This window comes from Halostagnicola sp. A-GB9-2 (assembly GCF_030068615.1).
Taxonomy (GTDB): domain Archaea; phylum Halobacteriota; class Halobacteria; order Halobacteriales; family Natrialbaceae; genus Halostagnicola.
This window is the reverse complement of record NZ_JASJOC010000001.1, coordinates 85,603-99,808: the sequence shown is the minus strand read 5'-3', so window position 1 is coordinate 99,808 and position 14,206 is coordinate 85,603. Positions and strand designations below refer to the sequence as shown.

The 14,206-nt window shown below is 58.4% G+C and carries 16 protein-coding genes, 1 tRNA gene and 1 other RNA gene; 10 read left to right on the top strand and 8 right to left on the bottom strand.

Going from position 1 to position 14,206, the window contains the following annotated elements; genetic code table 11:
• Positions 1–85 precede the first annotated feature (85 nt).
• Positions 86–1,066, bottom strand: a complete 981-nt coding sequence (locus QNM96_RS00530) for a PLP-dependent cysteine synthase family protein (protein WP_283834055.1) — start codon at positions 1,064–1,066, stop codon at positions 86–88.
• A 77-nt stretch (positions 1,067–1,143) separates the two neighbouring features.
• Entirely contained in the window at positions 1,144–1,488 is a 345-nt protein-coding gene (locus QNM96_RS00525; RefSeq protein ID WP_283834054.1) for a DUF5798 family protein, read from the bottom strand.
• Positions 1,489–1,719: 231 nt separating this feature from the next.
• On the opposite strand from QNM96_RS00525, the gene QNM96_RS00520 reads away from it, so the two are divergent.
• The 4 genes from QNM96_RS00520 (at position 1,720) to QNM96_RS00505 (ending at position 5,328) form a co-directional block, all read left to right on the top strand.
• Positions 1,720–3,348: an NAD-binding protein gene (locus tag QNM96_RS00520; protein ID WP_283834053.1), complete on the top strand. Its 1,629-nt coding sequence runs from the start codon at positions 1,720–1,722 to the stop codon at positions 3,346–3,348.
• Between the two features lie 168 nt (positions 3,349–3,516).
• Entirely contained in the window at positions 3,517–4,215 is a 699-nt protein-coding gene (locus QNM96_RS00515; protein WP_283834052.1) for a DUF2270 domain-containing protein, read from the top strand.
• Between the two features lie 65 nt (positions 4,216–4,280).
• Positions 4,281–4,592, top strand: an RNA gene (gene ffs, locus QNM96_RS00510) — signal recognition particle sRNA.
• 421 nt (positions 4,593–5,013) lie between these two features.
• A complete protein-coding gene (locus QNM96_RS00505; RefSeq protein WP_283834051.1) occupies positions 5,014–5,328 on the top strand; it encodes a HalOD1 output domain-containing protein in 315 nt (104 codons plus the stop codon).
• A 63-nt stretch (positions 5,329–5,391) separates the two neighbouring features.
• On the opposite strand, the gene QNM96_RS00500 is transcribed toward QNM96_RS00505, so the two are convergent.
• From QNM96_RS00500 to QNM96_RS00490, 3 genes are all read right to left on the bottom strand, one after another.
• Positions 5,392–5,652 carry an ArsR family transcriptional regulator gene (locus tag QNM96_RS00500; protein WP_283834050.1) on the bottom strand — a complete coding sequence of 87 codons (261 nt, stop codon included), beginning with the start codon at positions 5,650–5,652 and terminating at the stop codon, positions 5,392–5,394.
• Positions 5,653–6,607: 955 nt separating this feature from the next.
• The gene (fen, locus tag QNM96_RS00495) at positions 6,608–7,585 is read right to left on the bottom strand and encodes a flap endonuclease-1 (protein WP_283834049.1); all 978 of its coding nucleotides are present in this window, start codon (positions 7,583–7,585) and stop codon (positions 6,608–6,610) included.
• Between the two features lie 89 nt (positions 7,586–7,674).
• A complete protein-coding gene (locus QNM96_RS00490) occupies positions 7,675–8,238 on the bottom strand; it encodes a GNAT family N-acetyltransferase (protein ID WP_283834048.1) in 564 nt (187 codons plus the stop codon).
• A gap of 129 nt (positions 8,239–8,367) precedes the next feature.
• Between QNM96_RS00490 and QNM96_RS00485 the strand changes: the two genes are divergently transcribed.
• The 3 genes from QNM96_RS00485 to QNM96_RS00475 all read left to right on the top strand — a co-directional run bounded on the left by QNM96_RS00485 (position 8,368) and on the right by QNM96_RS00475 (position 10,186).
• Entirely contained in the window at positions 8,368–8,919 is a 552-nt protein-coding gene (locus QNM96_RS00485) for a hypothetical protein (RefSeq protein ID WP_283834047.1), read from the top strand.
• Between the two features lie 123 nt (positions 8,920–9,042).
• The gene (locus tag QNM96_RS00480; RefSeq protein ID WP_283834046.1) at positions 9,043–9,411 is read left to right on the top strand and encodes a hypothetical protein; all 369 of its coding nucleotides are present in this window, start codon (positions 9,043–9,045) and stop codon (positions 9,409–9,411) included.
• Positions 9,412–9,472: 61 nt separating this feature from the next.
• Positions 9,473–10,186: a DICT sensory domain-containing protein gene (locus tag QNM96_RS00475; RefSeq protein WP_283834045.1), complete on the top strand. Its 714-nt coding sequence runs from the start codon at positions 9,473–9,475 to the stop codon at positions 10,184–10,186.
• Positions 10,187–10,242: 56 nt separating this feature from the next.
• On the opposite strand, the gene QNM96_RS00470 is transcribed toward QNM96_RS00475, so the two are convergent.
• The 3 genes from QNM96_RS00470 to QNM96_RS00460 all read right to left on the bottom strand — a co-directional run bounded on the left by QNM96_RS00470 (position 10,243) and on the right by QNM96_RS00460 (position 11,704).
• The gene (locus tag QNM96_RS00470) at positions 10,243–10,713 is read right to left on the bottom strand and encodes a response regulator (protein ID WP_283834044.1); all 471 of its coding nucleotides are present in this window, start codon (positions 10,711–10,713) and stop codon (positions 10,243–10,245) included.
• Between the two features lie 218 nt (positions 10,714–10,931).
• Positions 10,932–11,002: transfer RNA gene (locus QNM96_RS00465), tRNA-Gly, on the bottom strand.
• Between the two features lie 66 nt (positions 11,003–11,068).
• Positions 11,069–11,704: a class I SAM-dependent methyltransferase gene (locus QNM96_RS00460; RefSeq protein ID WP_283834043.1), complete on the bottom strand. Its 636-nt coding sequence runs from the start codon at positions 11,702–11,704 to the stop codon at positions 11,069–11,071.
• Between the two features lie 201 nt (positions 11,705–11,905).
• On the opposite strand from QNM96_RS00460, the gene QNM96_RS00455 reads away from it, so the two are divergent.
• The 3 genes from QNM96_RS00455 to QNM96_RS00445 all read left to right on the top strand — a co-directional run bounded on the left by QNM96_RS00455 (position 11,906) and on the right by QNM96_RS00445 (position 14,198).
• Positions 11,906–12,382 (top strand): DUF5793 family protein, encoded by a 477-nt coding sequence (locus QNM96_RS00455; RefSeq protein WP_283834042.1) that lies wholly within the window; start codon positions 11,906–11,908, stop codon positions 12,380–12,382.
• A 132-nt stretch (positions 12,383–12,514) separates the two neighbouring features.
• Positions 12,515–13,684, top strand: a complete 1,170-nt coding sequence (locus QNM96_RS00450; RefSeq protein ID WP_283834041.1) for an ABC transporter ATP-binding protein — start codon at positions 12,515–12,517, stop codon at positions 13,682–13,684.
• A gap of 235 nt (positions 13,685–13,919) precedes the next feature.
• The gene (locus QNM96_RS00445) at positions 13,920–14,198 is read left to right on the top strand and encodes a UPF0058 family protein (RefSeq protein WP_283834040.1); all 279 of its coding nucleotides are present in this window, start codon (positions 13,920–13,922) and stop codon (positions 14,196–14,198) included.
• The last annotated feature ends 8 nt before the right edge of the window (positions 14,199–14,206 follow it).

Below are 14,206 nucleotides of genomic sequence, written 5' to 3'. Positions count from 1 at the left end.
TTGCGGGGTGGACCGGCCAGTCGGAGCTGAGCGCCTTCGGATCCGTACGGAGGTTCACTCGCCAAACCTGCATCGAGGACTCCCGTTAGTTCTCCCACTCCTCGAAATCCCGGTAGATTCCCTTCGAGAGGTATCGCTCGCTCGAGTCGGGAAACACCGTGACGACGGAATCGTACGGAACGTCGATTTCGCCAGTGGCGATATCGCGTGCAACGGCTTTCGCGGCGGCGCTCGCCGCACCCGAACTCGAGGCGACGAGATGTCCCTCTTCGCGAGCGAGTCGCCGAAGCTCCTCGTGTGCGTCTCGGTCGGGAACGGCGTGGATGTCGTCGACCAGTTCGGGATCGAAGAGTTCGTTCGTTTCCGTGTTGTGCGTGCCGATCCCTTCAGTTTTGTACTCCCCTTCCTCGCGTTCCTCCTCGATAAATTCGCCGTAGAGGGAGCCTTCGGGTTCGACGGCCGCGACGTAGGTCTCCGGGTTTTGCTCGCGTGCATACGACGCGATTCCCATCAGCGTCCCCGCGGTGCCACAGCCCGCGACGATCGCACCGACTTCGCCTTCGAGCGCGTCGTAAATTTCCGGCCCCGTCGTCGCGTAGTGGGCCTCCGCGTTCAGCGGGTTCGAGAACTGCTGTGGAACGACCGCGTCGTCGAGTTCGTCCGCGAGTTGGTGCGCTCGTTCGATCGCACCGTCCATGCCGTCCTCGGTCGGCGTGTTGATGACCCTCGCGCCGAGCGCGTCCATCAGTTGCTGTTTCTCGAGACTGAACCGTTCGGGGACGACGAAAATAGCGTCTAGCCCGAGTTGCTCGGCCGCGATGGCGAACCCGATTCCCGTATTGCCCGCGGTGGGTTCGATCACGGTGCCGCCCGCTGAAACGTCACCGCGCTCGAGCATCCGTTCGAGCATGTACTGTCCGATGCGGTCTTTGACGCTCGCGCCGGGATTGAACGACTCGAGTTTCGCGTAGATCGGAACGCCGCTGGGGGCGTCGTGAATCCGAACCAGTGGCGTTTCTCCGATCGTCTCGAGCACCGAGTCCAACGGTTTCCCGTGGGTCGTCATCGTCTTGGCAAATGTTGCCCCTGTTGTTAGTGTTGTCGACAAAAGACGCGCCGGACAAGCGGTGGCGAATACCGTCGTTATTGCTCGGTTGGCGTTGCGGTTCCTTCGGCTGATTTGCTTTCGGCCGTTTCGACGCTATTCGCTTCCGATTCGGTTTCTCCGTCCGCAGTCTCCTCTGCCTCGTCGATGGCGGCTTCGGCCAGGATCTCCTCGCCGTCGATCCCCCGTTCGTCGGCGATCGCGAGCAACAGTTCGCGTTGCTCATCCAGTTGGTGGTCGAGGTTTTTGACGGTATCGTGGGTGTCGTCAACCTCTTCCTCGAGGTGAATAATCCGATTCTGGAGCTGCTGTACCTGTTTGTACATCTGTTCGGCCTTGTCCGACATCATCTGGATCTTCTTTGCAGTGCTTCCGAGTCCCATAGTCGCGTATTTGGGCCCTACCTAGTTGTTCTTTTCCTCTCATATCCCCCGATGACGAAAATGCCGGTCAGCTTGCCGAAAACGAACTGCCGATATCGGTTTCTCAAACAGTGCAGAGAAAGTAGCTCGCGCGGCCAAGAACGATTATCGTCGGCGTCGGAGACAGCACTCGAGCCCGATGAATCCGACACAACTTCACGGCGGATGGAACACCAGGCTCGGTGGTCGACCGTGCTCAACTTGAGACGGCGACTCGGCATCTACGTCGGGTCACTTCTCGTGTTTCTGGTGGCGTACACTGCCGCGTATCGGTTCGGGATGGCCTCGATCGAGGGCGAGCCACGGAACTGGGTACAGGCGTTCGAAATCGTTGTTCAGTCGATGACCACCACTGGCTACGGGCAAGACGCGCCCTGGCAGACCCTTGAGATGACGGCGCTGATGATCCTGATTCAAATAACCGGAATCGCGTACATCTTCGTCGCGTTTCCCGTACTCGTCGTTCCGTGGGTCGCGGATCTCATCGAGCCCACACCGCCCCGACAGATCGACGAGGTCGAAGACCACGTCATTATCGTGGGCTACACCGAACTGTATCAGTCCCTGATCGAAGCGCTCGAGTCGGGCGAAACGCCGTACGTAATCGTTGACCCGTCGTCGGACCGAGCCCAGCGACTCCACGAACGCGGCTACACGGTTCTCTATGGCGACCCGTCGTCCGAGGAAACGCTCGACAATGCACGGGTCGACGCCGCAGAGACGGTACTCGTCGATGCGTCGGCGGACGAATACATTCGCGTGGTGCTCGCAGCCAAAGAGCGCGATATCGAAGCGAGCATCCTTGCGCTCGTTACCGACCCCTCTCGCGCTCAGTACCTCCGATACGCCGGTGCAGACGAGGTGTTGTCGCCGAAACATCGTCTCGGAAAGTCACTCGGGGATAAAGTCCGGAACGTAATAGAGCTCCCCGAGGACACCTTCGAGCGCGGCGAGGAACTCGAGATAATCGAACTTCCGGTCGGTCCCGACGGTGACCTCTACGGAGAAACGCTCGACGCTTCCCGCCGTCTCGAACGGATCGGGGTAACGGTGCTCGGCGCATGGGTCCGCGGTGATTTCCTCGCGTCGCTGCCGGCGGATGTACACGCCGACGAGAATACGACTCTACTCGTCGTCGGCAACAGCGATGACCTCGAGACCGCCGAAGAAATCGTCGGTTCAACCAGCTATCGGTACAACACCGTTCGCGGGCCCGTCGTAATCGTCGGTGCCGGTATCGTCGGCAGAACGGCCATGGGGACGTTAGAGCGTGCCGGCGTCGAGACCAGACTCGTTGACCAAGAGGATGGTCCTTTCGTCGATGTCGTCGGTGACGCAACGACCGTGGAGACTCTTACCGAGGCGAATATCGAGGATGCAAAGACCATGCTCGTCGCGCTCGACGATGACGACGATGCGATACTGACGACGCTCGTCGCACGCTCGCTTACCGACCAACTCGAACTCATCGTCGCGAGTGACCGGGAAGAGAGCGTGAGCCGACTCCAAACGGCTGGCGCCGATGACGTCCTTAGCCTCCCGAACGTTGCCGGACGAATGATCACGCTTCGAGTGTTCGATCGGGAAATTATGACGCTCGGTGAGCGAGTAACGCTGACGCGGATCGAGACGTCGACGCTCGAGACCGACGAACTCGAGCAACTCGATCCCGAAGCGTTCCGCGCTCGGACCAACTGTTCGATTGTCGCACTCGAAGACGAGGGAGAGCTCGTCACGCACATCGAAGACCGGTCGCTCGAGCGGATTGACGCCCTCGTTATCGCCGGTACGGAAACTGCCGTCGCCGACCTTCTCGAGTAGGATACCACGACGGAGCCGCCCGATCGAGACAGTGTTCACGTGGGACTCGAGGAGACGGATTCAATCTGGTTGGGTCGCCAACCCTCGCCCGCTGTGGTCTGGTCGCTTCACAGTCCGAAATTCCGACCCATGGAAAGCAATTCGTTCGTAGAACCCGTATTAGTCGGCATGAGCGACGGAACGACTGACTTCGACCCCGAGGACCCATCGGAGAAAGAGATCGGTCGCGAGATGATCGATCAGAGCACCGGTCTCGGTTCCGTCGTGGCGCACCTGTATCGCGGCGAGATGGAGCGAACCGTCGGATGGCGCGATCGGCTGGATACGACCACTAACTGGGCGGTTACGGTAATGAGCGCGATCGTCGCGTACTCGTTCTCCGGCGAGGTATCCCACGCGGTGATTCTCGCGGGGCTCATCATGGGGACTATCTTTCTCTTTATCGAGGCGCGACGATTTTGTGACTACGATATCTGGCGCTCGAGAGTCCGGACGCTTCAGGAAAATCTCTTCGCGAACGCATTGGACCCGTCACAGGGCGTCGAAACCGACGCTTGGCGCGCCGAGTTGAGTCGAGATTACCGGGAGCCGGTAGCGAAGATCAGTTATCGCGGTGCCCTCAGCCATCGCCTGCGCCGAGTCTACCTTCCGCTGATCTCGGCAATGTTGATGGGGTGGGTGTTTCACCTCTGGGCGTTCAACCCGGACGATACGTTCGTCGAGAGCGCCTCGCTCCCCGGTATCGAGGGGACGGTCGTCGTCAGTGCAGTCGGACTCTACTACGCGGCGTTGCTCGTGTTCGCGATCCCGCTGTCGTCGAAAGAACGCGGCGAATCCGGCGAGGCGGATCACGGCGAGCTCGAGTGACCGAAAGCGAAACCGTCTTCGAACGGACGGAGCGAAAGGCCCTTAAGCCAATGGAACCTAGAAAGAAGTGGACTAGGTCGGGCAGTTAGGCCCTGCTCGTTACCCGCACTATGGTCTTTAGCGGGGGCCGATCCCCGTGGGCGTCCGGTCAGACCGACCGGGGCCCCGGGAGCCAACAGAGAAGCCTCGTCCGTCGGGGACAGCGGGCCACGATGGCCGTCCGCAGGGACGTCCCATCGTGGCTAATCGGCGACAGCCCATCAGGCGCGGAAGCGAGCAGTGGACCGCCGGACACCTGTCGCTCGACGGGTCGCGGGGTGGAGGAGGCAACTGGGATTCCCCCGGTCGGAACGCCGGGCAACCACGGGTGTCCACACTCATATCTTCATTCGTCACACTCACAGTTTCGAGCGGTGGCACTGTTTTTCCTTGAATCCGGCCAAACTGCGTTCTCTCCCATCGGGCGGAGTCACAACGAACCATCTCGAGCCTGCCGGGCCTCCTTCGGGGTCGGACTTCACCGGCACCCCCGATTGACATCCTCCCCACGCTGAAGTGCGAGGCTTTCTCCCCGATTTTCGTAAAACCGCCGTACGAGGACGGGAAACACGCAAAATCGGCAGACGGAGCGGCGTAAGACAATTCCGGAAGACGCGATTCACCCAACGGTACCCCCTACCAAATTAATTTCGTCGTACAAAATCCCGTAATTTGTCTGACAGGGATTTATACTATTCCCCGGTATAGACTGTGATCCCTATCAGTGTCCAAGACGGTCAACTGAAGGGGAACGAACGCATGACTGCATCAAGAGAGCACACTCCGATAGACGCATCAACGCCGGGAGCGGGAATGACGTTCTTCCAGTACGACTGGGATGAACACGATTCGCTCGCAGTCGAAATCGTGACGACGGTCGCCGAGATATCCGACAAGTCACCCGAAGCACTCGAGTCGATCCACAACGTGGTGGATTCAGACAGTCTCGAGACGATTTTCGAACCGCGGTCGGCACAATCCCGCCGCGATAACAACCACATCTGGTTCGCCTACGAGGGATTCGGGATCACCATCTACGGAAATGGGTTCGTGATCATCCGGCGGTTGAACTGATGCCCACGAACCGATCAGATCCGACGGCTCATCGCAGGTGATTCCCATAGCCGCTGTTCGTCCTTATTGAGGGTTGCTCCGGTCCAATGCGCTCGCATCGAGTTCGCCCTCGAGATACGCTACTCCCCGCGCAGAAACCGAATATCTGAATCCGTCGTTTTCGAGCAACCCCGCGTCGACGAGTATCCCGAGACGCTTCTGGAGATACGCAGCGCGCAGGTCGAGCGCCGCGCTTCGTTCGGCCAATTCGGAGCGAAGTTGGCGCGGTCGACGAGCGCCGTGTCGAGCGAGATGCTCGAGTATCCGGTCGTCGTTTTTCGACATCCAAGACGCATGCGTTCGCAACGGTACCATCATCGTGTGACGAGTCGTTTGTCGGTCGTCGGTTCGTTCACAACTGGTTGGGCGTGTTCGTCGCATAGTTTCACTGCAGTGTCCGTCTTTTCGAGTGAGACGGACGAGACGGCTTTGTTACCCCTTTTTTCGAGCGACGGCATCCATCGCGGGAGGGAAAAATGTCCGTCACGTTCGCAAAAGGCACATCGACGTAGCTCGTTTCGAGACACGTAGGAGAGACACTCCCCGTAGTGTTCTTTCTCACAGTTCATACACAACCCCCCGATCTCGGCCCCACCGTACAGTTCGGCAACCAGTCGATTGTATCCAGCATCGTTTCCGCAGCGTACACAGTTCATGATTTGATCCATTGAAACGTGGTAGAGATGGACGAGTAAGAACGGATTTCGTATAAATGTCTTCACCATAATGAAACTGGATGTTAGTGATTGATTTTTGACTATGGGGGAATTTGGGCCGAATTGATTCACGTCATCCAGTACCATCCGTCGTTTCAGATGGATCAAGTCCGCTATCCGAGACATTCGCTTTATCACTGTCGCAGACTATTCAGCACACAAGTCCGTATTAACCCGCTTCCCTCGTGCGTTTTCCCGTATCGATTCCACGCGAAATAGATGTTTGACACGGAGCCGGTGGTTCGTTTGAGATAATTCGGCCCCCGTTCAGTTCAACTGTAGTTAATTAATCATATCGGCTATAGCATTTCCCATATCATATGTATCCTGGCATGTTGGTAAAACGCATTTTTCACATACATTTGAACAGTCGGTAGTCGAAGGAACTGTCTCTCAGGGACACCGATCAAAAAGTAGTTCACGCACAACAGGCCGTCGTCGCAGCTCCCCCGATTATCGACTCACCAATTCGGCCAACGGCTGCTATTACGTCCAGCGGCCGCTATCACGTTCCGCAAGCACTCTTATGTCCAGCGGTCGAGCCCCGACTGCACGGCGCTTTCTTCGATTCGTTCGAAACCGCGCTCGACTTCGTCCGCATCCACCCCCCATTCATCGACGACGTACGCTCGAGCGGCCTCGATGTCTGGCTCGAGACTCGTCTCGAACTCGTAGTCGTCGGTGACGTTCGGTTCTCGGAACAGCTGGCGGACCCGGTCGCCGTACTCGACGCTCTCGCCGCGCGCTTCGAGGACGCTCCACATGTCGCCGTGTTCGCCGATCGCTTTGAGCGCCGTCTTCGGACCGATCCCGCGAACCCCTTCGTTGAAGTCCGTCCCGATGAGAATCGCGGCGTCGATGAGTTGCTCGAGGGTCAGGTCGTGATGTGCGAGCGTCGCATCGAGGTCCATCAGTTCGGGGTCGCCCTTGCTCGTCAGTTGACGGAGCGTCAGGGGCGACCCGAACAGCAACGCGTCGTAATCCTCTGAGCCGACGTAGTCGGCGTCGCCGCGACGAACCATGTGTGCCGCCTGTGCTTCCCCTTCTGCAGGCGCTTCGACCACGGGAACGTCCAGACGCTCGAAGAGTTCGCGGCTCGTCTCCTGTATCGTCTCCGTGAGCCGCTGGGTGCGCGACTCGAGTTGTGCGATAGCAACCTGATCGCCTTCTTCGCGCGCGACTTCCAGTTGGTCCTCGTAGGTCTGGCGCTGCTCCCGTCGGGATTCGATCTCGTCCGATTTGAGTTCCGAGGGTCCGCCGTCGAAGACCATCACGGGGACGATATCGTTCTCGAAAAACTTCGGAACGCCCTGAACGATGCCGAGCAAGTTCGCGACCTCCGTCCCGTCTGTCGTCGTGTACTTCCCGCTCGAGGTCCACTTAACCGTCGTCGTCAGGTACCGGTACAACCAGTTGTGCGCGTCGACCGCGACGACTCCCTCGATATCCTCGAAGGGAACGTCGTCGATGACAGCGATATCCCGTAATGCTGCGTTTCCCATTACTCTTGTATTGAGGTCCCGGGGTTTGAATCGTTGTGTTTCCCCATAGCGGAGCACCCTCTGCGTTGGCGCTCACTGGACGGAAACTCTCACTCGAGTCGGTCGTCCAGAAACGACTCCTCCTTTGAGGACAGCTCGCGCTCTCGAAACAGATCGAGTCCGTCATGATAGTCCGCCGTTTCTTGATAGGAATAAGCGGTTGTTTCTGAACTGTCGTCCACTTTGCCCCCGTTGGTCCCCCCTTCAGCGCTGTACTCGAGGACGAGTTCTGCCAACCCCGTTGTCTCGCCGGTAAACCGAAACCCGGTGCGATAGAGCGCTTCATACGCGAAGGGATTGTTGACCGCGATACGCACTCGATCGTATCCGCGTTCAATCGCCCTATCGCGAACGAATCCGAGTAACCTCGGGCCGATCCCTCCTCCCCGTCGCGACTTCGCGACAGTAACGTAACGAATCCAGAGCGTGTCTGCGTCGGTCCTGTCCTCGTTGAACGATGCTGCTGCGAGCACATCGTCGCCCTCGTCGTCGCTCGCTCTGGCAACTGCCTTGCCCGTATTCGTCATAACGAACTTCCCGGCGTAGCTAAACCGCCTGTAATCCAACCGGAGCTTCGGCCCGTCCGGCGGCCAGCCCAGTAACTCGAGTTCCACGGTAGCCCCGACTCGTTTGTGGAGCCACAAAGGTCCTCGTTTCGTCCGACGGATCGGCACCCGGATCGTTCTCGAGTAACTGATGCCGGACGAACGCTTTTGGGGCAGTTCGTGGTAGGGCCCGACAGTATGAGCGCTGAGTCTGAAGAGACGTCCACGTACGGAATCGAGAGTCGCCTCGGCTGGCCAATCGGCGGTGCGATCGCCGGCGCGATCGGCGCGGCCACCCTCGGCCTCGTTATGTGGTTGTTCGACCCGGGTATTCTGCAGGTCGCGATTCCCGCCTTTTACGGTCTCGAGGCGGGCGGCGTCGTCGGCTGGGCGATTCACATCGCTCATGGTGCCGTCCTGGGACTGCTGTTCGGATTTATCGTCACCAGGGAGATGGTCCTCGGTATTATTCGGACGAACCCCGAAACGGAAGTCCTCTCGGAAACCGGCATCATGCTTCGAGTCGTCGGTGCTGGATTCGCGTTCGGGTTGGCGGTCTGGGCAATCCTTCCGTTGATCGTGTTGCCAACCCTGGCCGGTCAAGTCGGTGGTGAGGCCGCTGCCGAGTTCCCGGGAACTGCCGTCGAAAGCCTCGCCGGTCACGCGCTGTTCGGACTCGTCCTCGGTGCCGTCTTCGCCATCATGATCGACGTGTATCAACAACCCGCGGATTCGCCCCTCGATGAATAACGGAGTTGTTTGTGTGTCTGTTAAATCGTGAATGGATTGTTGTTCCAATTGCTCGAAAAGACGTCCCTTCTGCAAGCCAAAGAGTGACTTGAGCGGATATTCTACATTAGATAGTGGCGACCGATGATCAACAACTCACAGCACTCCGACCGAGAAGCTGTTGATCCCGGCGCGATCGATAGCGTTTTCGATATCCTTCAGGAACGTGATCGTCGGTACGTACTCTACTTTCTCCTCGAGCACGACCGTGTTACGGTCCAAGATATTGCAAACGTCGTTACCGGGTGGGTGAACGCGAATTCGTCCGAGATGGCGGACAAAGACGATCGGGACGCCATTGCCACCGACCTTCGGCACCGTCACCTTCCGGTGCTGATCGAATCGAGTCTCGTCGACTACGATCGGTCGACGGAATCGGTCTCGCTCGCGCCGTGTCCAGAGCCGATTCGAGCGATTATCGAACGCGCTTGTAGCGAAGAAACCGGGTCCTGAGGATGGCACAGCCCGAACCAGCACACGTTCCGAAAACCCCAGACCGAACCACTCGAGATCGATGAGACTTGCAGACTTTCTCGAGCGCGTCGAAGAGACCAACCGATCGATCGAAATCTACGCGCCGCAGCCACAAATGGAACTCGTCGACCAGTTCGAACACCGAAACATCACCACCGAGTATCGGTCGCTTCCGGACGCCAGCGACGACGGGTTCCTCATCGTTCACGAAAACGGTACGTTCCACGCATCGATCGGGCTGTCCGCCGTTCGCGAGTTCCTTGAGCCACCGATCCCCGAACCGTGGAACGATCACTTCGTCGGAGCCGAGTACAGTCGCTTGCTCGAAATTCTCGAGAACACGCTCACGCACCCGCTCAGCAGGCGGCAATTGCTCGCGACCGCGCGAGATATCGAACACCGCGCCTGGCATATCGGGACTGGCACCCTTCGGGCTGGCTTCCAGCAGTTCTCCGCGTTCGACCACCAGCTCACAGTCTACGATCGACTCGGACGCGAAACGGACCTCGAGATTCACGTGTACGGACAGTCCGACTGGACCGCTCCGATCGCGTTGGCACCGACGATCCACACCGAGACGGCCGAGGAAATCGGCGAGTTCTGGTTTCTCGTTTACGACGGTGGCGACGACCCCCGCGGCTCGTACGCGTTGCTCGCCAAAGAGGGATCATACGGCGAGTTTACCGGCTTTTGGAGTTCGGACCCAATACTGGTCGCGGATCTCGATGCGTACCTTCTCGAGACCTACGGGTGAGTCCTCCCCACCTGGCCCTCTACACTACGTAGTGAGAAACAGAACTACTCTGGCCATCAGCCACCCGAGTTACCGTTGTTTCGAACAACGGCGAGCCAAAAGTTCTCGACTTCTTGAACGAACTCAATGAACTCTTCGGCTCCGACCGGTTTTCGGATATACTCGTCCGCCTCGAGATCGTGCGACTTTACGATATCCTTCCCGAGTTCTGAACTCGTGAGGACGACGATGGGGATGTCCGTTACTTTTGGTGTGTTATTTAGTTCCGAGAGAACTTCCATGCCGCTTTTTCCGGGTAACTGTGGCTCGAGTAAGATTATGTCCGGCTGTGGCGCCTCTTCGTATTCACCGTGTTGATTGATGAACGCAAGCGCTTCCTCACCATCAGAGACAGCGTGAATGGAGTTGAATATTTTCCCCTCCTTGAAGTTCTCCTCAAAGAGACGAACATCGCCGTGATTGGGTTCGATAAGTAAGAGGTCTATTATTTCACCGCTATCATCACTCGTTTCGTCAGCCGGAGTCATAGCTATACATGCAATCGAAGTGTGAAAACTTCGCCGCTACATGGCAACGAGTAGTCTATTCCCCCGAATGACTACTGTCGTTCGCTACTAGAATTTGTGGACCGGGATTTGAACCCGACTGCGAGACGGTCGTCCTCACTACGTTCGGACGCTGCGACTCGTATGATTCAAATCCCTCGGACGATTCCTTCGGCTCACGGATTTGTTCGCCGAAGGAATGCGCGGACCGGGATTTGAACCCGGGCCATGAGCTTGGAAGGCTCAGGTCCTACCACTAGACCATCCGCGCTCTATCAGGCGATTGGAGATACTTCCTTAAGTGCCTTCCTTTTTCGATTGTTCGCTCGAGTGGGTGCTACGACGGCCCGACGGTCGCATAGCAGTTGCCACTCGAGAGTTCGAACTCGAGTATTTCAAGATCGCTGGCCTTGAGCGTAGCTTCGAACCCAGCCGGCGAGTAAATGTGATAGAATCGATCGACCGTCTCCCCGCCCGGGAGGGTCCATTCGACAGTCGTGTCGAAGGACTCGGTTTCGTCGAACTTGTCGTGGGCGGTCGACCACGTGCTCACCAGCGCTCGAGCGCCGGGTGCAAGCACTCGAGTGAGTTCGTCCAGACTGTTTCGTCGACTCGTTTCAGTGGGTAAGTGCTGGATCGTGGCGACGTAAACCGCGAGATCGATCGCGTCGTCACGGAGGGGGAGCCGAGCGGCATCTCCCTGGAGTAAATCGACGTCAAAACCGCGTTCGGCCGCTCTCGTACGCGCCGTCTCGAGTAACCCGCCACTCGCGTCGAGGCCGATCACGCGATCGGTTCGATCAGCGAGCAGTTCCGCGTGCCGGCAGTTTCCACAGCCGAGATCGAGGCCGACGCTCGAGGATGGTGCATCTTCGACGAAGGCTTCGACCTCGGGCCAGGCGTACTCGCGCGTCGAAGCGAAGTGATCGGCGATTCGATCGTACGTGGCACGAACCTCGGCGCGATCGCTCATTCGATGTCTATCACTCTAACCAGCACGGGCAAAAGATGTTCGAACCGTCGCGGAACGTCGATCTCGAGAGGGTATCACGACGGGCGAATCACTCACGAAAACGTGAATTACCGCGCTCACGTCTGCCGGTTATCGTTCCAGTCCGTTAGACACTGCGTGCGTTACGTTCATACCGTGTGAGGTCCAAGCGATAGACACGGAATGAGGCGCGAGCACTTCACATTAGATGTCAGCAATGTCGACTGGATCGAGACCGATAGCGAGCCGCGGAAGCCGCAGGTATCGATCGAGTTTACCGGCCCGACGACGGATCTTCGCGAGCGCCTGACAGGGCCGACCGGCGATCTTCTCGAGGCGAACGAAACGGATGCGTCGCTTCGGCTCCAGTCGCCGCTCGGGGGGAACGACGAAGCGGCGGCGGTCGTCAGCGTCACGAACAGGGTGACCGGCGAGTTCATCCTCGAACTCAACGAGGATGCGTCCGATGTCCTGAAGTTCATTCAGGCCGCGCGAGGGTACGGCGAACGGACGGCCGACGAGGAGGGTCGCTACGAAGTAGCGATCAGCATCGACGGCGATCCGTTCGTCAGCTACGACAAACGAACGTTCCTCGTCTACGACGACGAGGGGAGTCTCCTACGCCAGCATAGTTTGATCCCGAGCGGCGTCGAGTTGTAACTCGGTTTTCGCACGTTCGACGATTCTGGCCGCCGGTTCCTTCGATCACTCCGGCAAAACGGATGGATCGGTAATTATAAGTGTTTTAGGCACCCCTAAACTAGGTAGATTCCGGTATTTCCGGGGGAGATAATGTCGAACGGACAACTGGTCACAACGACGGGTGAGGAACGTACTCGAGAACCCACGACGACCGAGACGGTCCTCGAACTGGACGGGATCGCAAAGCAATACGCGAGCGAAGAGGTGATAACCGATCTCTCCTTGTCCGTTCGAGACGGGGAAATTTTGACGTTACTCGGCCCCTCTGGCTGCGGAAAAACGACGACGCTCAGGCTTATCGCAGGGCTCGAGAAGCCAAACGACGGAGCGGTTCGATTGAACGGCGAGGCAGTCGCTGGGAACGGACAGTTCGTTCCGCCGGAGCACCGCGGTGTCGGTGTCGTTTTTCAGGAGTTCGCACTCTTTCCGCATATGACGGCCCGCGAAAACATCGCGTTCGGACTACAAGAGTGGGCCGAGGAAGAACGCGACGCTCGAGTGGCTTCGTTGCTCGAACTCGTCGGGCTCGAGTCTCACGGCGACCACCAGCCGGAGGAACTTTCGGGCGGTCAACAACAGCGGATCGCGCTCGCACGCTCGCTCGCACCCGAACCCGAAATGTTGTTGCTGGACGAACCGTTCTCTAACCTCGATGTCGACCTGCGTGTGGAGATGCGTGAGGAGGTACGCCAGATCATCAAGGAAGCTGGCGTCACGGCTGTTTCGGTCACCCACGATCAGGAGGAGGCGCTCTCGATTTCCGATCGGGTGGCAGTGATGAACGACGGCGATATCGAACAGGTCGACACGCCGGAACAGATCTTCCAGCAACCCGAGTCGCGTTTCGTTGCCGGCTTTCTGGGCCACGCGAGCTTTCTCTCCGGAGAAGTCCACGGCGACCACGTCGACACGGCCGTCGGGCGAGTGCTTCGGGACAACGTTCACGGCCTCGCCACCCAGTACGACGGAACGGGGATCGATTTGCTCGTCCGACCCGACGACGTAACCGCTTACCCTGCGACCGAGCAGGAGGCAAATGGAACCGTCGTTTACCGCCGCTATCTCGGTCCGACGGTCCTCTACCGGATCGAACTCGATTCGGGCGAGACCATCGAGTGCATGCACAACCACTCCGATCACATCGACCTCGACGAGCGCGTCGCCGTCCGCGTCACGGCGGAACACGAACTCGCCTGGTTTCCGGCAGGTCAGCGAACGTCGGCCGAAGAACAGACCGGCGAACCTCTCCGCGACACCTGATCGAACGCGTCGAAGGATCCAGACTGGCATATTGTATCGTTACCGCGTATTCCCCCAATCACAGCCGGTCGCGTTCGCTGAACTGCCGTGGCCCGTTTTTCCGTAGAGATCGCCCCAACAGGTTCATTTTAGCGTGAGTGATTTTCTGATGTATCCGCCCCGATACTCCTTTCGTGACGGTTTTGGGAGCGAATTGCACAAAACTCTTAAATCGAAACCGTTCGTACAGTGGCCCATGCACAAAGACGAACTCCTCGACCTCCACGAAGAACTTGTCGTCATCATGGAGTATTTTTCCCAGCGTGAGAACGTCGACGAGGAGCTTTTCGACCCGTACCGACAACTGGATGTCGATCCGTCCCACGTCCACAAATCGAAAAGCGAACACAAACATGCGGTCTTCGTCCTCGGTAACGCCCTGGCGAGTGCGATGAGCGAAGACGAGTTCTCGAGCGCCGGTCGAATCGGAAAGCGAATGGCGGAGCTCGCCGACGACGCGGAATCAAAAATATAGGCGAAACG